An 18,838-nucleotide genomic window follows, 5' to 3' on the forward strand; every position below is an offset into this window, starting at 1 on the left:
GCGGACTCACGGGATAATGAAGCCGCCGAGGATGCCGCCCGTCCTGCGGTCCAACTTCGAGTCGGGCATGTGGAACGGTTCGGGCTTCTTCGGCTGGTTGACGCCGTTCTTCTTGAACAGGCTGGAGAGGGCTGCACGGTCGGCGGCGTCCTCGTCGTCGTCACCGTCAGCTGCAGGAGCAGCCTGTGCAGGTGCCGGCTCCGCGGGGACGCCGAACATCTCCTCGTCAGACAGCTCATCGCCGAGAAGGTCGAGAAGGTCGTCGGGGACGTCTGCGGGGATGTCGAACTCGTACATGTCGACCGGTGCGTCCACGGGGAACGGCAGGTCGATCAGGTCGTCCGGGACAGACGGTGCGGTCGGTGCTGTCGGCGTCTGGTCGACGGCAGGCGCCGCGGGCAGTTCCGGTGCGGGGAGGCGGGAGTTGTCCTTCGCGCGTCCGTTCGGCCCGACAGCAGGTGGCTTCGACTTCGCCTTCTCGACGGGGGTCTTCACCAGCTTCAGAAGCTGCAGAACCGGGACTTCGGGCAGTTCACGGGGTGCGCTGCGGGCGGTGTCCTGGATGAACGCTCCAACAGCCGGGTCGGTCAGGCTGATCGGGAACACCCGGCGGAACGTCATCTCCTTCGTGGTGACGGTTTCGATGACGTTGCCGTCCTCATCCTCGACGTCGCGGGAGCGCATCTGCACGGAACCGAACGCGGCGACGATCGAACCGACCTCCGGGGCGTTCCTCACCGTCTTCAGCGCGTCGTCCCACATGACGCCGGCGATCCGAGCGCCAGCAGCTTCGAGGGTGATGTTGGCGCGTCGGCCCTTCGCGTACGGGGACTCCGCCCACTGAGACAGCAGCCCTGCAGTGAGGACGTCGGCGTTGTGGGTGTCGGGAATCTTGTTGACCGGCTTCGCGCGGGCGCCCTGGCTTCGGGACACCTTCTGGAGGCGCCAGTCGTCGTCGAGCTCCACACCGGGCAGCGTCCACGCCATCATCTGCTCGCGCAGGGACCGCAGCGGGTGTTCGCCGAGCGAAACTCCGAGACGGGCACGCTGACGCATCGACTTCTCCAGGATCCCGAACTCGGCGTCCGGGATCGGAAGCCTGGAGTTGCTGCGAAGCGCTCGGACCACCATCAGCTGGCCGAGGCGGGGGCCGAATGAGTCCATTGCTCCGGCTTCGATCAGGCCTTCCAGGCCTGCGATCGACGGAGCCTTCTTGTCGGGGACGTTGTAGAGGCGGGTGACGAGCGTCCCGAGACCGGTGAACGGAACCTTCGCGTGGTCGCGGATCTCTACGATGTCCTCGCCGAGCTGGCCGACCTTGTCGATCTCAGCAAGGCCGATGCGGACGGAGAGGCCTTCCGGCGAGGTGACCTTCTGGGAACGGTTCACGTCGGGCGGGAGGATCTCCACGCCTTCCTCCTGGAGGGCGTCGATCGCGGCGAGGCGTCGTTCCTTCTCGCTGGTGGTTGCGAGGATCGCAGCGCCATACTCAGCCGGCCAGTTCGCTTTCAGGAACGCGGTGATGTACGAAATCTGGGCGTACGCGGCGGAGTGTGAGGCGTTGAACAGGTACGAAGCCGAACCCTTCATCGCCTCCATCAGCTTCTCGGCGGTCTCCCGCTTGAACTTGATGCTGGTGACGTTTCCGTTCTCGTCACGGAACTCCTGCACGGCGCCGTCGAGGAAGTACTTGGTGACCTCCGCCATGACGTCGGCCTTCTTCTTCGCCACCGCCTTGCGGAGCTTGGAGCGGAGGACAGCATCGAAGCCGGCGACGACTGAACCCAGACGCATGAGCTGCTCCTGGTAGACCCATACGCCGTAGGTCTCACCGAGGACGGACGCGATGGCTTCCTGCTCTGCAGGGTCGTCGGTGAACTGGGAGTAGTCGACCTGGGCGGTGCCGGCCTTACGGTCGGAGTACTGGTCGACCATGCCTGCGGACAGGGGTCCGGGGCGGAACAGGGCGAGGATGGCGGAGAGGTCGTTCAGTGACTCCGGTCCGACATCCTGTGCGACCTTCTTCATGCCGGACGATTCCATCTGGAACACACCGGCGGTCTGGCCGGCGCGGAGCACCGAGTAGGCCTTGTCGACGCGGGAGTCGCCCTTCGTGTTCGGGTGCGGGAGGTTGCGGGCGTCGAGGTGCTCGCCGGTGGTCTCCTCGATGAACTCGATCGCCTGGGAGACGATGTCGAGGTTGCGGATGGAGAGGACGTCGAGCTTCAGCAGGCCGACGCCGGGGAAGTCGACGATGTCGGGGGCGTCCCATGCGGTGACTGCAGTCAGGCCGCCGGATGCCGCCTTCGACCGGTCACGGCGGAGAGGGATGAGTCCGCGGAGCGGCTCGTCGGAGAGGATGATGCCGCATGCGTGGATGCCTTCACCCTTCAACGTGCCGTTGATCTTCCGGGCGAGGTCCACGACGGTCTGCCCGTTCTCGCCGAGCTCGGCGAGTTCGGATCGGAACTTCTCGGTGCCGCCGTTGGTCAGGTCGAACAGCTCGTCGAACGTCGTCATGTTGGCGATCACCTTCGTCAGGCGGTTGCCGACGTCGGGGAGTTCCAGGACGCGAGCGGCGTCCTTGATGGCTGCTTTCGTCTGGGCGACAGCGTGGGTACCGATGCGGGCCACCTTGTCGCGGCCCCACTTGTACGCCAGGTAGGCGCGGACACGGTCGACGTAACGCTTCTCGAAGTCGATGTCGATGTCGGGCATGTCCTTGCGGCCAGGCTCCATGAACCGCTCGAACAGGAGGTTGTTCTCCAGAGGGTCGATGTCGACGATCTCCAGGCAGTAAGACATGACGGCACCTGCCGCGGAGCCGCGGCCAGGCCCGACGAGGATGCCCTTCTCGATCGGCTCCCAGTCGGGGAGGTTGCCGTCCTCGCGGGCCCACTTGATGAGGTCCCACACGATAAGGAAGTAGTCGTCGAATCCCTGGCTGTGAACGATCTCCGTCTCCATCTGGAGACGTTCGCGGATCTCCGCGGTCATCCCGTCCGGGTAGCGCTTCTTCGCGCCTTCGCGGATCAGCATCTTCAGGAACGAGTGAGCGTCGGCGTAGCCGTCCGGCACCGGGTACTTCGGCAGGTGCAGCTTCGGGACGGGGAGGACGTTGTCGTCGAACCGTTCCGCCACCTTCACGGTGTTGTCGCAGGCGACCTGCCACCACGGCTCCGGGCGGAGGGCACGCATCTCAGCTTCGGAGCGGAGGTGGTAGCCACGGCCGTGGAACTGGAACCGCTTCGGGTCGGACAGGACGGAGCCGGACTGCACAGCAAGCCACGCGCCGTGGGTGTCGTGGTCGTCGGCGTGGGTGTAGTGGGCGTCGTTGGTGGCGACGACGGGGAGGTTGTACTCGGCTGCCAGGTCCACGGCCGCCTGCAAGGCGATGGACTCGGACTCGATGCCGTGCTCCATGATCTCCACGTACACGTTGTCGTGACCGACAGCGTCGATGACTCGGTCCAGGCCGCGGCGGGCTTCAGCCATCGCGTCATCAGCCTTCGCCTGCCAGTCCGCGGCACGGGCCGGGTCGGAGATGACCTTGTTGAGGGCGGTGACGTGACGGGATACAGGTCCGAGGACAGGGCCGCCGAGGCAGCCGGTGAGGGCGATGATGCCTTCCGAGTACTGCTTCAGGAGGGTGTAGTCGATGCGCGGCTTCATGTAGTAGCCGGACTCCTCGGAGATGTCCATGATCGTCGCGAGGTTCTTCCACCCGGTCGGCGTCGTCGCGAACAGGGTGAGGTGCTGGTAGTACTTCCGCTTCTGGTCGCTCTTCTTCGAGCCGCCACGCTCTGCGGCGTCCTCATCGACGGAGGACTCATCGTCCCGGTCGACGAGCATGGAGTCGCGCTGGGTGCGGTCAGGCTCCTGCTGCCAGGTGGGGGCGACGGCGACGTACACCTCAACACCGACGAGCGGCTTGATGCCGGCCTCGCGGCAGGCGTTGTTCAGCTGCCATGCTCCGCCGACGGTTCCGTGGTCGGTGCAGGCGAAAGCGGGCTGGCCGTCAGCGACGGCGAGCTTCACACCGTCCTTGATCTTCACCATCCCGTCCAGAGAGGAGAACTCGGTGTGGACGTGCAGGTGCACGAACCCGCCGGTGGTGGGTGCGTTCATAACGGCCTCGTGTGCTGAAAGATCAGTGGTTGACAAGAGCGAACACCGCCCCCGCGGTGACCAAGATCCAGAACGGAGCGGCAAACAAGAGGCCGAACCCGATTCCGCGGAAAGTTGTGACCGATTCGCGGAAGTCGAGCTCGGCAGAGCCGGCGTGCTGGGCGGGGGCGATGTTCTTCATAGGGTTCTATGCGCGGGCAGGATGGCCGGCTGTCCATTTCGTGGACAGGCGCGCTCACGAGGACGGAAGACCATCGGCCTCGAGGCGCGTCCGTCCGCTACGACGGCGGGGTGTTCTCCACGGTCGCCGGAGCTGCATCGTCAGCATCTGGAAGCCCGGCCCGTCGGCGCTTGGTGATCCGCACGATCGACGGGATCAGAAGGATGGTTGCCGCAACCTCGCCGGGCAGAACTCCCCACAGCCCGAACCACGCCTTGTAGATGATCCAGACGACGGACCCGGCGAAGATCATCCATTTGACCGTCAGTACGTCACGCAACCCCAGGCCCACCACGACGAACCCACAGCCGAGGATGGGCAGCCACTCGAAGCCGTTGTCCGGCCAGCCGTTCGCCCACACGTAGGCGACCCAGATGGCGACGAGGAAGAACCCGGTCACCGTCCACCGCGCCGCCTCAGACTTCAGCTGCCACCTTTCCACCACGATGCCGCGGACGAAGTTCACCACCGATACCGCCACCGCACCCCAGGCTCCCAGGACCGCGTCGGACACAGCGAAGAACGCGGCGGCCGCGACGTTGGAAGCCACAGTCCGTTTCCGGGAGATCGTCCACGACGAGTACAAGAGCAGACCGCCGGCAACAACACCGAGAGCCTGACCGACCCACCACCAAACGTTCGAGAAGTCCATACCGGCCAGCCATGTGGCGTGGCGTGTACTCGCGAACCGGTCAGCCGGCGGTCGGCACCAACTCCATGGACCCGGCGATCGCCTTGAACGTGTCGACGGACTTGCCGGAGCGTTCCGCGACGTCGTAGATCCGGTAGGTGTGCTCGTCGGTGACGACAGTCAGCTGGAACGTGTCCGGGTGAGCCCACCCTGCCGCGTCATCTTCGGTGGTGTCCACAGCTGACGTCTGGCCGTACACGGCGTACGCCCCGTCGACGGGAACAGTGAAACGGGAAGCCGGTCCGATCGGTCCGTCCTTCGGGTAGTCGAACTCGACGGTGGATTCACGGTCCGAAGCTGACACCCACATGGTCGCCGGCGACTTCCGGTCCTCAGGGCCGAACAGCACGAACTCGTGGCCGAGGTCGGCGCTGATGTCAGCACCGTTCCCCGCCTGCAGATCCACCCAGGATGCCGGCACCTTGAAACGGAGCTCACCGACCGTCAACGGCTTCCAGTCATCGCCGGGCTCAACAGTTGCCAGCGTGGGGAGCTTCCCGACCGGAGTGTCGACGGTCGCGCCGGACGCTTCGAACGCCGGGGCGGTTCCCGTGGGGAGCAGCGCGCAGCCAGCCAGCGACGATGCGATGACAGCGGCGGCCACCAGGGCAGCGACAGGGCGGGCGGTGATCTTCATGACGGACTCCTTCGTGGTCTGCAGGGAAGCCATGTGGCGGGCATGCGAAAGGCCGGGCAGCAGCTGCCCGGCCTCCACATGTCACGTCCTACTTGTCGAACGACACCTCAGCGGCGTCCTCGGAGCCAGCTGCGGCCTGGAAGTACTCGAACTTCTCACCCTGGCCGAGCAGGTTCGCGACCAGCACCGTCGGGAACGAAGACACCTGAGTGTTAAACACACGGGCGGCGTCGTTGTAGTCACCGCGGGCGACCGTGATCCGGTTCTCGGTACCTTCCAGCTGCGACTGCAGGTTCAGGAACCCATCCTGCGACTTCAGCTGCGGGTACGCCTCAGCGACCGCCAGCAGCTTCCCGATGCCGGCACCCAAGTCAGCTTGCGCCTTCTCGAACGCGGCGACCTCAGCCTCCGACGGGTTCTCGCCCAGGTGGACGCCGGTCGCCTTCGAACGCGCCGCAACCACCTCAGACAACGTCGTCTTCTCCACCTCCGACGCTTCCTTCACCGCAGCGACCAAGTTCGGGATCAGGTCCGCGCGGCGCTGGTACTGCGCATCCAAGTCAGACAGGGTGGCGTTCACCGTCTCACGCGAGGACACCACACCGTTGTACGTGCCGACCACCGAACCGGAGGACAGCATCACCACCAGGGCGGCGCCGCCGATCCAGAACCACTTCGCGTAGCTCTTCGGGGAGGTTGTCTCGTCGCCCATCAGGGCCTCCAAATGTTCAAGGCACGCATCGCGCGCAGAGTGGTCAGGCTGCAGTTGCAAGCCGGGCGCGGCGGTACGCCGCAACCCAGGTGCCGAGCGGAGCGACATAGATCGTCGGCGAACCCGCCCGGGTGACGATCCCGACAGCGGCGTCCGGGGCTGGGTGCTTCTTCGCCCACTCGGCCGCGGCGGTGGCCGCTTTGTGTTCGACCGGCGGCGCTGTGAGGTCCTCCGGCCATTCGACGACGGACGCGAGCCACTTCTGGTGCGGTCCGCGGGCGTTGTGCATCTTCACCATGCCGAGCGCGTAAGGCTGTTCGGCGTTCTTCGCCTGGTCGACACTGGTGACTGCAGCGTCGTACATGGCCTTCGACAGGTACTGCGGCTTGAACACCTTCACCTGCACGGCCGCGTCGGGGAAGACGCGGAGGTCACCCTCGTCGTCTTTCCGGCCGGCGCCGAGCATCCGGCGGGGGTTGCGGACGACGAGGTCTGGACAGAGGGCGACGAGGAACTCGACTGCGTCACGCTCCCCCTTGTCGCCCTTGTTCTTGTTCGCGTTCACCATCAGTCGAACTCGCTCTCGACCTCGACGGGCTTCGCCTCGGGCTCGGGGAGCTCGTCGTTGAGGAGCAGGTCGACGTGGATGGGAACTCCGCGCTGGCTCTTGCCACCGTTGCGGAACACCTTCGTGGCGCGGTTGCCGTCACGGTCGGTGTAGCGCGGGTGGGACAGGCCCTCGTTCCAGACGCTGTTGAAGGAGACGCTGGCCATCGTTCCGGACGGCAGCAGGTGCGGGTAGGCGCGCTGTGCCATCTCGAACGCGTTGGTGGCGTTCAGCATCACCATGTCGTCTCCGACCAACCAGCCGATGGAGGTGCCGAGCGGGCGGAGCTTGTCCTGGCTGTCGGCACGCCATCCCATCTGGTTGTTCATGAACGGGGTTCCGTTCGGGTACGGCGGGATGCCGGGGTCGTTGGCGTTGAGGATGTGGGCGCGACCGGACGCGATCAGAAGACGGATCGCCTCCATGAGCGAGCGTCCCGGGGTGACCTCGGCCTGCGACTGGAACGATCCGGAGACGAGCTGGGCGATGAGCTCCAGCAGGTTGCCCTTCTTCTTCGGGTCGAGGAGCTTCAGCCACTCCTTGTCGCCGACCATCTCTGCGAGGACCTCGATGGAGAGCAGTCCGAGCATCAGGTCGACAGCCATGCCGATGTGACGGTCGGGAGCCTTGCCTTCGATCTTCCGACCGTCGGAGGTGACGGCGGTGATGACCTTGCGGGCAACCTCCTCGTACCGGGCCGCCGCACCGCGAACGATGTGCTCCAGCGTGTTGGCCCACCCGTTGTGGACGGCGAGGGTCTGGTATGCCTGCACGGCTTCGACGGTGATCCGTCCCGGGGTGGCGTCGTGGTCGCGGAACTCAACCATGTCGGTTGCGTGCTCGTTGAGGGCGTCCTTGTCGAGGTTCAGGATGACGGTGCGGTCGCGGACCGAGTTGACGGTGTGCTCGTTCTCGGCGGTCGCGATCAGGAGAGCCTTCGGCTCGAAGACCTCTCGGGCCTTCAGCTCGGTGCCGGATCGACGCTTCGCGGTCTTGTTGTGGACGGAGCGGACGATGTCGCCGAGCTTGGACTGCTCCATCTCGGACTGGCGCTTGTCTGCGGAGGGGGCGAGGTCGTCCATGACCCAGATGTTGGTCTGGGCGAGGGCCTGCTCGACGGAGGTGCCGGTGTCCTTCATGGATCCGGGGAGCATCTTGTTGGACCAGGTCTTGCGGGCCTGCCAGAACGCCAGGATCATCGACACGGTCCAGGACTTGCCGCCACCTGGTGCGCCGACGGCGTACAGGACGGTGGTGTTGGGCACCGGGACGGTGGGGCGGAGTCCGCCGGCGATGACGGCTGCTGCGATCTGCTTGTTCGTCCATGCGCCCTTGGTGATGAAGCGGTCGCGGAGGGTGTTGAGGTCTGTTCGGACCAGCTCCTTCCATTCATCGGTTCCGGGCTCGGGGTCGACGACGGGGAGGCTGAACTTGGCGGATCCGGGGAGGACGACCTCGTTGACTCCGGGGATCGTCTTCAGGCGGTCGGATTCGCTGGCGGCGATGACGGTCTTGCCGGAGATGAACGCGCAGACCTTGGAGCCTTCCACGGGGACGTAGCCCATGGCGGACCAGGAGACGTGCTCGCGGAGAGGGGTGTCGCGGTTCGCCTTGATCGCCTTCAGCCAGCTGCTTCCGGTCTGGCCGGTGTAGGGCCACTCAGGGTGGATGAGCAGGCTGTTGGGGATGTCAGCCTTCCGCTTGTGCCACTCCGACGGCGGGTCGGCGAGGATGGTGGAGGGGCCGGTGACGTCGGCGGTCATCTCGTCGCCGTCTTCGTTCAGCCACTGCAGGTGGATACGGACGATCGAGGAGGACGGGACGTCCTGCTCCTGGACGCCTTCACCGAAGACTGCAGTCTCGACCTCACGCTCGGTGGGGGCGCGGTGGGTTTCCAACGCGGCGATGTAGCCGCCGATGTTTCCCTGGGTGACCCACTGGGCGATCTTGTTGCCGAACGGGTCTTCCTTCTCGACGTACGCTGCGACGGAGTTCCCGTCCTCGGCGACGCGCCATGTTCCGACGGGCTCGTCGTCGCGCTTGATGGCCGGCTGCGGGGGCAGCTGCATGGTGAGGCGGGCGAGGATGTCGTCCCAGTCGCCGTGGCGGACGAGGAAGTCGTCGATGCCGACCTTCTCCGCCTTGACGGGGGTGTTCGCTCCGGTGGACTTGGCGTTCTCCTCGTCGATGAGGTTGGCGACCTTGTCGTCGAAGTCGACGATGTCGAGGTCGACGAGGTTGACGATGGCGCCCTTGCCCTGGGTGTAGCCCCACAGGTCGTTCGCCTGCTTCCAGACGTTGTAGTTGGTGGCGATGTCACCGTCGAACGCGAGCAGGAGCTGGCGGCCGCGGAGCGGCATGCTGATCCAGACTTCGTTGTTCTTCCAGTTCGCGACTCCGACGAAGGACAGGATGGTGACGCGCTTCTCCTCGGGGATGCTCATCATCAGCTTTCCGAGCTTGTCGATCGCCTCGACACGGGTGAGCCCGTTGTTCTGGAGCTCCTCCTCGGGGATGCCGTTGGCGCGGAGCTGGGCGGTGAGGGCGGCGTCGCCCTTGATGACGCCCTCGGTGATGAGGAGCTTCGGTGAGGACGAGTACCACTCCAGCGGGGTGCCGGGGTTGACGTCGATGACGGACGGCTGGTCCTTCAGGTTCTCGTACTTCATCAGCTTGCCGGTGGCGGGGTTACGTCGCGGGCTGCCCGGGCGCAGCTGCATGCTGGTGAAGATGGGCGGCTGGGAGCGGCGGTGGGCTTCGGCGACCTGGTCGGCGGAGTACCACAGCAGGACGAGTGCGTCGGCGTACTGGGTGACGGTGGCGACCTGGTTGTACTGCTTGGAGTTGGCGTTGCCGAGGCGGTGCTGCTTGGCGAAGTCCTTCACCTGCTCGGACTCGAGGGTCTCGTATCCGCGGGCTGCTGCCACGAGCGGAGCGACGCCGGAGTCGGCGAGTTTCTGGGCGCCAGTGAACTTGATGCCGGACGGGGCGTAGTCGGCGGAGATCCAGGGGGTGCGCGGAGTGGATGAATTGGTCATGGGGTCTCTATGCGCGAGCCGGAGTGCCGGCTGTCCACTTTCGACCTCTGATACCGAAATCACCCAGCGTCACCACCGCCGGGTTACAGGTTCTCCCCTTATGGCTGCTGGGAAGAACCCTTACTACTACTACTGATTACCCAGTTACCAAGTTAACAAATACCCCTTAAGGGAAAAGCAATATATCCGCTGGCTCTCTCCAGCTATATATCTATGGCCCCTAATACTTATGCATGCTGTTCCGGTGGGTAATTCGGGTATCAAGGCTGTTTTTGCCCTTCTGATCTGCCTTTATACAGGTACCACGGGGTTGGTTACAGCTGGTGATCTGGGTGATTCTGGTCGGTTACGGACCGGTTTGTGCCGTCGCCGAAGTTGACAGCACCCTCGTTCGGGTGATATTCGCGCGCGCACGCGCGGGCGCGCGCGTTCCTACTTAATACGTGCACCCTGCCCCCAAGTCGGGGGTGATTCCGCATTTCAGGTGTAATGCGAGCGATCCTCACCGCTCCACACCTACGCGCACAGGCGCGCGACGCGCGCGTGATCACTACCTCCATGTGCGGACGCGCGCCAATTTGCGCAGCACCCTGCACTGCTCCGCCTCCGCCACATGTCCTACGCGGACGCGTAAATGACAGCCGGCACTCCGGCTCGCGCATAGAACCCCTATGGACAACTTCACCCCGCCGACACTCGGCATCATCGAGCTGCCCGAGCTCAGCGAGCTCCTCCGCCAGCTCGGCTACCGGATCGTATCCGGACCCAACTTCCAGAACGCCGCAGCCGCAGTCAAGGCAGAGATCGACTCCGCCAACGCACGCGGAGACGCCAACGGCAGCCGCTTCCCCGTCGTCATCGCCGACGGCCGCAAGCCCGGCATCAAGGCGTGGACGCAGAAGCTCTCAGCCACCTCCCCGGTACTGATCCTCCGCGACGGCGACCCCCGCTCCCACTACATCATCGCGGAGGGCACCCGCGAGCTGAACCTCCCCGCCACCGTCGGCGAGATCCTCGGCTCCATCAACTTCCCCGTCCCTCAGGACGAGAAGCTCACCTGGTTGGTCGGGGTCGACGGTTCCGTCCGCCCGTCCAACGCTGCTCCCTCCCCCGCACCCGCATTCCCCGCGGCCACGACAGCAGCGCCCCTCCCCGAAGCCGCGCCGCAATTCCCGGCCGCAGCACCTGCGTTCCCCGGAACGGCGCCGTCCGCCCCCGGCTTCCCCGGAACTCCGGCCGCCGCAGAACGCGCCCCCTGGGACAACCGACCCGTGGCCGACGAGGCGTTCCACCAGCCGGAGGTCGATCCGTCCATGTTCGACCGTCCCGCTCAGACCATCTTCCCCGACGCACCGCAGGCAGCACCTGTTCAGCCGGCATGGGCCGTAGCCGACCAGGCAGCAGCGCCAGCACCGGCATGGGGTGTCCCGACAGCTCCCGCCGCCCCCGCAGCGCCGGTCGCACCTGCCCAGCCGGCCGTCCAGCCCGACTGGTCTGCCAACTCACCGGCCGGATGGCCGGCAGCCACGGCATCCTTCCCCGAAGAGGTTCCTGCACCGCAGGCGCCGGCTCCATTCGAGCCGCTCGCCCACGGACGACGCTCCCAGGAGCCGGACCAGACCTTCGACGGTTGGGCACAGCCCGCAGAGACAGCGGCATCCTTCCCCGAAGCACCCGCGGCTCCCGCCACCCCGGCATGGGCTGCGCAGTTCGAAGCACCGGCCGCCGCTCAGCCGGCCGCACCCGCATGGGCTGCGACGCCTGAGGCTGCTCCTGCCCCCTGGGTTCCCGAGCCGGCAGCGCCCGCACCGACGTTCCAGGCTCCCGCACCGGTCGCCGTTCCGTCCTTCACGTCACCGATCGAGCAGCAGGCACCCGCCTGGGCTGCAGCAGCCGAGCCGGACTGGGCGAGCACTCCCGTGCAGCCGGCCGCACCCGCAGCACCGGCCTTCCAGGTTCCGGTGCCAGCAGCCCCTATCTACACGAACCCGGTCGAGCCGGAGATCTTCGAAGCAGCGGTAGTGAACCACGCCGGCGGCCCGGTTTCACCGATCATCTTCGACTGGGCGTACAAGGGCGGCGTCAACAAGACCAGCCTCAGCCTGCAGTTCGCCCACCGCGCTTCCGAGTGTGGGATGAAGGTCGTCCTCGTCGACATGAACCGCGGCCAGGGCGGTGTTCGCACCATGCTTCGCATCAGCGACGACGCTCCGATTCCATCCGCGTTCGACGCAGCCCAGACCGGCGACCCGTCAGCCGCGGTCGTCCTCCCGAACGACATGCAGCGCCATCGCGCGAACACACTCGCCCCGGTGCAGTTCGGCGTGGTGCTCGCACCGCCCCGTGCGGTAGCCAGCGCAGACGCCACTCCGTACACCGCTTACAAGAAGATCATCGATCACGCCCGCCGCACCGCGGATCTCGTCATCGTCGACACCCAGAACGTCGAAGCAACGGACAACTCCGGACTCATCGACAAGGTCATGGTTCCGATGATGATCGAGGACGCCTGGGGTGTCGCGATCACCGAGTTCGGCAAGGAGTCCGTCGACAACCTCCTCGCAGCACTCGAGATGTACCAGAAGCGGGGGCTGGCGCGCGACCGGCAGCTGCTGACCGTCACCCGCGTCCAAGGCTTCACCCCGGACGACGCAAACGGTGTCGAGCGCAAGTTCGGACGCTACGCCCGGTTCGCCGGCACCACCACCGTGTCCTCCTACCTCAAGGACCAGCTGGACCGCGGGCAGATCATCTCCGACGACCCCGCCGTCAGGCCGCTGCTCGACAACGTCCTGTTCCAGGTGACAGGCAACTCCGTCTTCGACGAATCCGCGCAGAAACCCAAGAAGCGCGGCCTGTTCGGAGGTGGCAAGCGATGAGATCCCGTGGATTCCCGCAGCTGCGCACCCTCATCGAGGGCATCGACCGCATCCTCATCGGCAAGACCGCTGAGCAGACAGACCCCGGCGTCCGGGAAGGCGTGAACTTCATCGTCCGCCTCCCGACCTGGACGGAGCTTCCTCCGGCGATCAACGTCGGCATGAAGGCGAAGAAGAACGAAGACCTCGTCCTTCCTGCCCGTATCGAGTGGAACGTCCCGCCGCTGGTAATGGTCACCCCCGGCGAGTCCGTCGAGGTCGAGTGGCGCATCACCAACATGGGCCACCGCAAGAGCGGCACCATCACGCTGACCGAGCTCGGTCAGTCGGAGTTGATCCCCGGACAGCTCGACGGTGCGGTGATCGGCACGTTCTCGTCCCGCGACCTGAACCGGAAGCTGACGAAGCTCGTCACCGACGGGCAGTCCGCGAAGTGGGAGGTGCTGAACTCCTTCGAGGAGTACACCCGCTCGAAGATCACCGAGGCTTCCAGGATCCTGGCGCAGGAGTTCTCAGAGCTCTCTGGCCGCTCAATCCCGGGAGTCCTCGACGAGAACGCCATCGACGCACTCCTCGCGGAGATGCTCTTCGGTGAGCGTGAATCGAAGAAGGACAGCTCGATTGTCTCCCGGATGGTTGACAAGGCTCTCGACCCGAACGCGTTCAACGACTACGACCCGGCTCGGTTCTTCACTCTCAACTTGAAAGCCCGAGCGCTCGGAGAAGTCAAGCGCGTCATCGGCGACCCGCACATCGGACCAAAGATCCGACGGGTTCACCGCATGAGTGGGGCCACGACAATCGAAGCGGTTGTCGCGGCGTACAACGAACAGTACCCGAAGGAGCACCTCGGCGCAAAACGGGCGATGGCTGCCCTGACGGCCGGCCACCAGCTCGAGGTGATGGCCGGAGCACTCGCTCCCGACGACGAACTCCGCGACTGGGCCCAGTCCGAACTCGACGCGGTCGAGCCGGATGAGACTCCCGAGACGGAGTCCGACGCATGAGCGCGCCGGTGACTTCGCTCGCTGACGCGAAGACCGCACGGGTCGCTGCGGACCACGAACGAGCCGAGTGGCTCGTGTCTCTGGCGGACGGGTTCAACTCCCAGGCGGACCTCTTCCAGCGTGCCGGAACACTCGGCGGGCGACCCCTGCTGCGCATCCCGTTGCGTCAGGTTCTGCTCGCCACGAAGGGCATCGGAGACCAGAAGGCGGCGCACATCTTGGCGCGCGTCCAGACGGTCCTCGGGGTCAAGATCCCGGTCCGAAAGATGACGGTCGGCTGGCTCCTGGACTCCCGCGCCGGCGGCCGCCGAGCGATGGCGTGGCAGGACGTGACGACCTCTCTGCGGTCAGAACCGTGGCCCGGCTTCCCCTATTCTTCTCGGCTCGTAAACGCCGTTGGGGGACATCAGTCCTCCGCAAACCGAGGAGAACACCTGTGAGCATCGACGTCGCGACCTATTTCGCTGAGCGCATCGAATCCCTGCGCGGTCTGGATGGGGGACACCGCCAGATCGGCTCGTCTCCGCTGGAACGCGGGGTCCACCGTGTGCTGCGTGATTTCAACGGTCACATTTGGGGGTGGTCGAACCAGGCGTGCCGCGCGCACGGTGACCGCGACCTGCTGTTCGCCGAGGATGTGCGCAGCACCATCTCGCTGAAAGTGTGGCAGGCGATCATGAAGGAGCTGACTGACCCGGCCGATCCGGCGATTGTCAACTATTACTCCTACTTTCAGAAAATCGCTCAGCGCACTGCGTTCGCGTTTTTCCACACGTCGGAGCGGTCCGGATTCAGCAACGTGAACGGTGCGTTGCGCCGCACGTCGAAGATCAACAAGACCCGCGGCGAGATGACCATTTCGATGGGCCGTGAGCCGTCGGACGAAGAGGTCGTTGCGGAGGTGAACCGGGTCATGCACGAGACCCGGAAGAACCCGGAGAAGCAGGGTGCCCTGGTCAGCCTTCAGGATGTGCGTGTTGCCACGTCTTCATCGCTTGACGGCATGGTCGCCGAGTACGGCGATTCGATCTGGGAGCCCGTCGTTCACGACGAGGCCGAGCTGTCCTCTGTCGAAGCTCCGTCGTTGATCGAGAGGATCATCGATGAGTGTTTCGACGAGTCTTCGGAGCTGGGCGAGATCGCTCAGCTGTGGATCGGGAACGCTGTTTCCGAGCCGCCGGTGATCCGTACGGAGGTGGAGATTCGTGATCTCGTGTCCCCGAGGGTGGCGTCTGTTGCTGCGCTGATGATCGAGGTGAAGGAAGTGGCACAGCGTGTGTGCATCGACGACTTCGGCATCGACTCTCCCTTTCTCTGATCATTCCGGTCATCACTGACCGGGTCCCGTCACCCACTAACTGGGGGCGGGATTCATCATGCCCGACAGAAGCCGGGAAAACAAATCGCCCCCGAAAGGGGTGAAGCTCGTGGTGTAACCGCTTCGTTGCGGGCACGAGTACATAACTTACACCCCCACAGCGAGGGTAAGTCAAATCAGCCCCGGAAAGGGGGCGCGCAGGGGTGTAACGACGAGGCGGGTCAAGCCGGCCTGCGCATTACACCCCCCCGATCGGGATTACGCCTCGGCGGGGTAGAAGACCGCGACGCCCTTGGAGTTCTCCAGCACCTCCACGTAGGGCTCGACGTCGCCGAACTCCTCATTCAGGGCCGAGTGCGGGTTGCCCTGCTCCTTCGCGTACTCCTCCTCGGAGGCGTACGTCTCGAACAGCCACTCCCCGAACTCCGCGTCGTCCGCCTGCGGGTTCCACGACTGGAACAGCTGCTTCGCCTCCAGGTACGTGTCCGAGGAGCTGATCGCAGCGCGCTGCTCGTTGTGGCCGAAGCCCTCATAGCCGTCGGTGACAGCAAGGGAGAACTCAGGAGCGTCGGAGCGCAGGTGCTCAGGGATCGGCTCGAACTGCTTCGTGAACGGGTTGCGGTGCTGGTCGCGGAGGTGGGCCTTGGCTGGGTCGATGGTGAGGTTGCTCATACCACCTAGGTGTGCGGCTGCTACGAGCCCGGGTTCAGTCGCTCTCTGATCTCGCGGGCCTTCTCCAGCAGGGCGATGACAGTGTCCAGCTGGTGCGGGAAGATCGCCACGTACTGACCTTCGTCGCCGTTATCGACGAGCTGGACGACACCGTCGCCGTTGTCGTCGATCGCGACCACCACCGCGAAGTCCTCAGGATCGCCGCTATCGATCGTGGTGCGGGTGACGATCTTCGTCTGCACCTCGTACGTGTTCACGCTCATTTGGACTCCCCCGGTGTTGTGCTGATGTAGGGGTTAGACATGTGGCGAGGCAGCGCCAGTCACATCGCCTTCATGAGCTCGTCGACCTCGATGACGGAGGATGCGATGTATGAGTTGATTCGAGCGACATGGTCCAGGTGGGTGTCAATGAGGCGTTTGCCGACGCTCATCCCGTTGTCCATGACCCGGGTCCTGTACGCGATCCTCTGGGCGCCTTCGCCGGCGACCACGTTTCCCTGGTGGATCTCGCCATATGCACCGCGGACCTTCTGGTGCAGCCCTGTCAACGTCGCCTTGTCTGCACCGTCGGCGTACTGTTCGAGGAACTCGGCTGCCGCCTTCTCCAACTTCTTGTCGTTCTCGGCGAACTGCGCCTGGATGGTGTCGACGATGGCGACGACGGTCCGCGGCTCGGCGTTCTTGTTCCCGACGACATTCATCTTCGCCTGGTAGCCGCCGTGGGTCGCCGCGAGCTCCAGTGTGGCTGCGTTAGCCTCTCGGGAGTGTCCGATCGCGGCCGCGAGCTCCTGGTTGACGGGGTGGCCGGCGCGGAGTTCAGCGTTCGCGATGGTCCAGAGCGCTCCGGTGCCAGCCTGGTGGATGGCGCGGAGCTTCGACTCTCGCGACCCGGCGGGGTCATAGACGGCCGGCCCGATCTTCGAGGCGCTGACCATGTAGCGCATCTCCGTGGCGGGGTTGCCGTCGTCGTCGAGTTCCTGGATGACGATCTCGCCGGTCGCTTCATCGGTGTACGTCTTCTTGTGCTTGCCGGCCAGGGACACCCAGGAGCCGTCGATCGCGACTGCTCCTTCGGTTCGGCTGTCGGTCACGGCTCGAGGGATTCCGATCATCCGGTTCCGGGTGATGGCTGTCGGCTCTCCGTTGGTGAAGCCGACGTGGGAGGTGAGGATGACGGTGCCGGCCTCCTTCAGTGCGGCGAACGCCTTGGTCTTGGGGAGGTCGGTGAGCGGGTTCCGGACGGGCTCGTCCACCGGGGCGGGCGCTTCAGGCTCGTCCCACGACATCGGCTTCGGGAAGTCTTCGTCGTGGTAGCTGTCCTGGTCGTCGAAGCGGTGGCCGGTCTGTGCTGCGATAGCGGCGATGACCAGGTTGTGGTCGCCGGAGTTGAGCATCGACGCGGACAGGTTCGATACGGCGAGCGGGTGCTCGGCAAGCAGTCGCTCGGCGACCTTGTCTGCCGGCAGGAGAGCACCGTCCCAGAGGTAGTCGTTGATGTTGTCGACGGCGACGTAGTTGGCCTTGATGTCGTCGGCGGAGATCTTGTCGGTGAGGAATCCCGGGGTGTTGAAGTAGACGGCGAACCGTCCGGCGTTACCGCCCCATCCGAGGTCTCCTCGGCGCATCAGTGTGGCGCCGTTCTGCATCTGGTATTCCATGCAGAGTAGGTGTGTGGCTTGGCTACCGGCCGAGGGTCTGGTGCAGGCCCATCCGCAGGAGCTCTGCCTTGAGGCTCTCCTTGCCGCTCAGTGCGGCCAGGGTCTGTGATGTGAGAGCTGCGAACGCCTTGCGACTGCCGGAGAGGTAGGTGAACCCTCGGGGCCCTGTCGCCCAATGCCGGAGGGCGTCGTCTCCGAGCTCGTGCAGCGCCCAACCGAACACCGGTCCCGCAAGCCAGACGGTCTCGCCTGCAGCGATCGGGGCTCGGCCGTCCAGTCGCCAGACGAACTCCTCATCGGAGGGGTGGAGCGGCTGAAGGCTGGCGCGTGTCCAGTTGAGTCCTGCCGCCACGAACTCCCGGCCGCCGATCGAGAGGACCGGGGTTCGCTCCGTGAGTCGGTGCTCGTCTCCGACGATGTCGCCGACGAATCCGGTCAGACTGGCCCTCATGCTCAGTACCAGCCGGAGGACTCAGAGTGAGCCCATGCACCGCAAGGGTCTCCGTAGCGCTCCTGGATGTAGCCGAGCCCCCAGATGATCTGGGTGGCCGGGTTAGTCTCCCAGTCGGCGCCGGCGGAGGCCATCTTGCTGCCAGGCAGCGACTGCGGGATCCCGTACGCGCCTGACGAGCTGTTGCTCGCGGCGGCGTTCCAACCGGACTCCCGGTCCCAGAGGGCGACAAGGCATCCGAACTGGTCCTCGCCCCAGCCGCGGGGAGCCATCATGTCGTGGGCGATCGCCTGCGCACTGCCCGGGTCGGGGGCGAACACCGGCGGGGCCGCGTAGATGGCGACCGGATCCGGCTCGGGCGATGGTACCGGCTCGGGCTTGGGCGCAGGTGGCGGCGGTGGCGGTGGGACGTAGGCGACGACGGTGTAGTTGTCGCGCACCACCTCGGTCGGCGCGGCGCCGGTCGGGACGGTGATCGTCTGCAGTGGTCCGTGGTCGACGGTCGCGACGGTGGTCGGCTGCGAGGGCGCAGCGAACGCCATGGGGGCGAGGGCGATGGTGGCGCCGAATAGGGCGACTGCTGCCAGCGCGCCAGCTTTTCTGGGGTTCACTGCGGGTGCCGGGCGGCGGCTTGTGGTGACGGCGCGGTGCCGTGAGGTTGAGGGCATGAAGTCTGCTTCCGGTCGCGGGGACGCCTCGGCGTGTTCTGTCTGTTGTGTGGGCATGTGGCGGAAGGCGGGTGCCCCGCCTAAGCGGGGCACCCTTGGTGGCCAACGATTTGGGTCGGTCAGCTTTGGTGGGCGATGCTATTGAGAATT

General features: G+C 65.5%; 16 protein-coding genes. 4 read left to right on the plus strand and 12 right to left on the minus strand.

What is annotated here, in order from left to right; genetic code table 11:
* Nucleotides 1–6: 6 nt before the first annotated feature.
* The 7 genes from ASF30_RS12735 to ASF30_RS12760 all read right to left on the minus strand — a co-directional run bounded on the left by ASF30_RS12735 (nt 7) and on the right by ASF30_RS12760 (nt 10,033).
* Entirely contained in the window at nt 7–4,128 is a 4,122-nt protein-coding gene (locus ASF30_RS12735) for a DNA polymerase III subunit alpha (protein ID WP_055907103.1), read from the minus strand.
* Nucleotides 4,129–4,150: 22 nt separating this feature from the next.
* Nucleotides 4,151–4,309 (minus strand): hypothetical protein, encoded by a 159-nt coding sequence (locus ASF30_RS22780; RefSeq protein ID WP_157497355.1) that lies wholly within the window; start codon nt 4,307–4,309, stop codon nt 4,151–4,153.
* Nucleotides 4,310–4,406: 97 nt separating this feature from the next.
* On the minus strand, nt 4,407–5,000 hold the full coding sequence (locus ASF30_RS12740) for a YgjV family protein (RefSeq protein WP_055907106.1): 594 nt from the start codon (nt 4,998–5,000) through the stop codon (nt 4,407–4,409).
* Nucleotides 5,001–5,040: 40 nt separating this feature from the next.
* Nucleotides 5,041–5,676 carry a hypothetical protein gene (locus tag ASF30_RS12745; protein ID WP_157497357.1) on the minus strand — a complete coding sequence of 212 codons (636 nt, stop codon included), beginning with the start codon at nt 5,674–5,676 and terminating at the stop codon, nt 5,041–5,043.
* 88 nt (nt 5,677–5,764) lie between these two features.
* On the minus strand, nt 5,765–6,388 hold the full coding sequence (locus tag ASF30_RS12750) for a LemA family protein (protein WP_055907112.1): 624 nt from the start codon (nt 6,386–6,388) through the stop codon (nt 5,765–5,767).
* A 43-nt stretch (nt 6,389–6,431) separates the two neighbouring features.
* The gene (locus tag ASF30_RS12755; RefSeq protein ID WP_055907114.1) at nt 6,432–6,956 is read right to left on the minus strand and encodes a hypothetical protein; all 525 of its coding nucleotides are present in this window, start codon (nt 6,954–6,956) and stop codon (nt 6,432–6,434) included.
* On the minus strand, nt 6,956–10,033 hold the full coding sequence (locus tag ASF30_RS12760) for a hypothetical protein (RefSeq protein WP_055907116.1): 3,078 nt from the start codon (nt 10,031–10,033) through the stop codon (nt 6,956–6,958). The genes ASF30_RS12755 and ASF30_RS12760 overlap by 1 nt, the downstream gene beginning before the upstream one ends.
* Nucleotides 10,034–10,704: 671 nt before the next feature.
* Between ASF30_RS12760 and ASF30_RS12765 the strand changes: the two genes are divergently transcribed.
* The 4 genes from ASF30_RS12765 to ASF30_RS12780 are packed head-to-tail and all read left to right on the plus strand — an operon-like array spanning nt 10,705 to nt 15,237.
* Nucleotides 10,705–12,912, plus strand: a complete 2,208-nt coding sequence (locus ASF30_RS12765; RefSeq protein WP_055907119.1) for a ParA family protein — start codon at nt 10,705–10,707, stop codon at nt 12,910–12,912.
* Nucleotides 12,909–13,919, plus strand: coding sequence for a hypothetical protein (locus ASF30_RS12770; protein ID WP_055907122.1), 1,011 nt, complete (start codon nt 12,909–12,911; stop codon nt 13,917–13,919). The genes ASF30_RS12765 and ASF30_RS12770 overlap by 4 nt, the downstream gene beginning before the upstream one ends.
* The gene (locus tag ASF30_RS12775; RefSeq protein ID WP_055907124.1) at nt 13,916–14,359 is read left to right on the plus strand and encodes a hypothetical protein; all 444 of its coding nucleotides are present in this window, start codon (nt 13,916–13,918) and stop codon (nt 14,357–14,359) included. The genes ASF30_RS12770 and ASF30_RS12775 overlap by 4 nt, the downstream gene beginning before the upstream one ends.
* On the plus strand, nt 14,356–15,237 hold the full coding sequence (locus ASF30_RS12780) for a hypothetical protein (protein WP_055907126.1): 882 nt from the start codon (nt 14,356–14,358) through the stop codon (nt 15,235–15,237). The genes ASF30_RS12775 and ASF30_RS12780 overlap by 4 nt, the downstream gene beginning before the upstream one ends.
* A 258-nt stretch (nt 15,238–15,495) precedes the next feature.
* Here ASF30_RS12780 and ASF30_RS12785 read toward each other — a convergent pair whose 3' ends face one another.
* Genes ASF30_RS12785 through ASF30_RS23355 form a run of 5 tightly spaced genes read right to left on the minus strand, consistent with a single transcriptional unit; the run spans nt 15,496 to nt 18,688 of the window.
* The gene (locus ASF30_RS12785) at nt 15,496–15,909 is read right to left on the minus strand and encodes a hypothetical protein (protein WP_055907128.1); all 414 of its coding nucleotides are present in this window, start codon (nt 15,907–15,909) and stop codon (nt 15,496–15,498) included.
* A gap of 20 nt (nt 15,910–15,929) precedes the next feature.
* Nucleotides 15,930–16,172 (minus strand): hypothetical protein, encoded by a 243-nt coding sequence (locus tag ASF30_RS12790; RefSeq protein WP_055907130.1) that lies wholly within the window; start codon nt 16,170–16,172, stop codon nt 15,930–15,932.
* 59 nt (nt 16,173–16,231) lie between these two features.
* Complete coding sequence (locus ASF30_RS12795; protein WP_157497359.1) at nt 16,232–17,569, minus strand: hypothetical protein; 1,338 nt, start codon at nt 17,567–17,569, stop codon at nt 16,232–16,234.
* Nucleotides 17,570–17,591: 22 nt separating this feature from the next.
* Nucleotides 17,592–18,020, minus strand: a complete 429-nt coding sequence (locus ASF30_RS12800; RefSeq protein ID WP_055907136.1) for a hypothetical protein — start codon at nt 18,018–18,020, stop codon at nt 17,592–17,594.
* Nucleotides 18,021–18,022: 2 nt separating this feature from the next.
* Nucleotides 18,023–18,688, minus strand: a complete 666-nt coding sequence (locus ASF30_RS23355) for a lytic transglycosylase domain-containing protein (protein WP_235480326.1) — start codon at nt 18,686–18,688, stop codon at nt 18,023–18,025.
* Nucleotides 18,689–18,838 lie beyond the last annotated feature (150 nt).

The sequence above is a fragment of the Leifsonia sp. Leaf264 genome (assembly GCF_001422325.1).
Taxonomy (GTDB): Bacteria; Actinomycetota; Actinomycetes; order Actinomycetales; family Microbacteriaceae; genus Orlajensenia.

Coding starts and splice junctions, on each gene's coding strand:
- ASF30_RS12755 (WP_055907114.1), bottom strand. CDS start 6,956: ATGGTGAACGCGAACAAGAACAAGGGCGACAAGGGGGAGCGTGACGCA.
- ASF30_RS12800 (WP_055907136.1), bottom strand. CDS start 18,020: ATGAGGGCCAGTCTGACCGGATTCGTCGGCGACATCGTCGGAGACGAG.
- ASF30_RS22780 (WP_157497355.1), bottom strand. CDS start 4,309: ATGAAGAACATCGCCCCCGCCCAGCACGCCGGCTCTGCCGAGCTCGAC.
- ASF30_RS12775 (WP_055907124.1), top strand. CDS start 13,916: ATGAGCGCGCCGGTGACTTCGCTCGCTGACGCGAAGACCGCACGGGTC.
- ASF30_RS12790 (WP_055907130.1), bottom strand. CDS start 16,172: ATGAGCGTGAACACGTACGAGGTGCAGACGAAGATCGTCACCCGCACC.
- ASF30_RS12765 (WP_055907119.1), top strand. CDS start 10,705: ATGGACAACTTCACCCCGCCGACACTCGGCATCATCGAGCTGCCCGAG.
- ASF30_RS12745 (WP_157497357.1), bottom strand. CDS start 5,676: ATGAAGATCACCGCCCGCCCTGTCGCTGCCCTGGTGGCCGCCGCTGTC.
- ASF30_RS12735 (WP_055907103.1), bottom strand. CDS start 4,128: ATGAACGCACCCACCACCGGCGGGTTCGTGCACCTGCACGTCCACACC.
- ASF30_RS12750 (WP_055907112.1), bottom strand. CDS start 6,388: ATGGGCGACGAGACAACCTCCCCGAAGAGCTACGCGAAGTGGTTCTGG.
- ASF30_RS12785 (WP_055907128.1), bottom strand. CDS start 15,909: ATGAGCAACCTCACCATCGACCCAGCCAAGGCCCACCTCCGCGACCAG.
- ASF30_RS23355 (WP_235480326.1), bottom strand. CDS start 18,688: ATGCCCTCAACCTCACGGCACCGCGCCGTCACCACAAGCCGCCGCCCG.
- ASF30_RS12770 (WP_055907122.1), top strand. CDS start 12,909: ATGAGATCCCGTGGATTCCCGCAGCTGCGCACCCTCATCGAGGGCATC.
- ASF30_RS12760 (WP_055907116.1), bottom strand. CDS start 10,033: ATGACCAATTCATCCACTCCGCGCACCCCCTGGATCTCCGCCGACTAC.
- ASF30_RS12740 (WP_055907106.1), bottom strand. CDS start 5,000: ATGGACTTCTCGAACGTTTGGTGGTGGGTCGGTCAGGCTCTCGGTGTT.
- ASF30_RS12795 (WP_157497359.1), bottom strand. CDS start 17,569: ATGGAATACCAGATGCAGAACGGCGCCACACTGATGCGCCGAGGAGAC.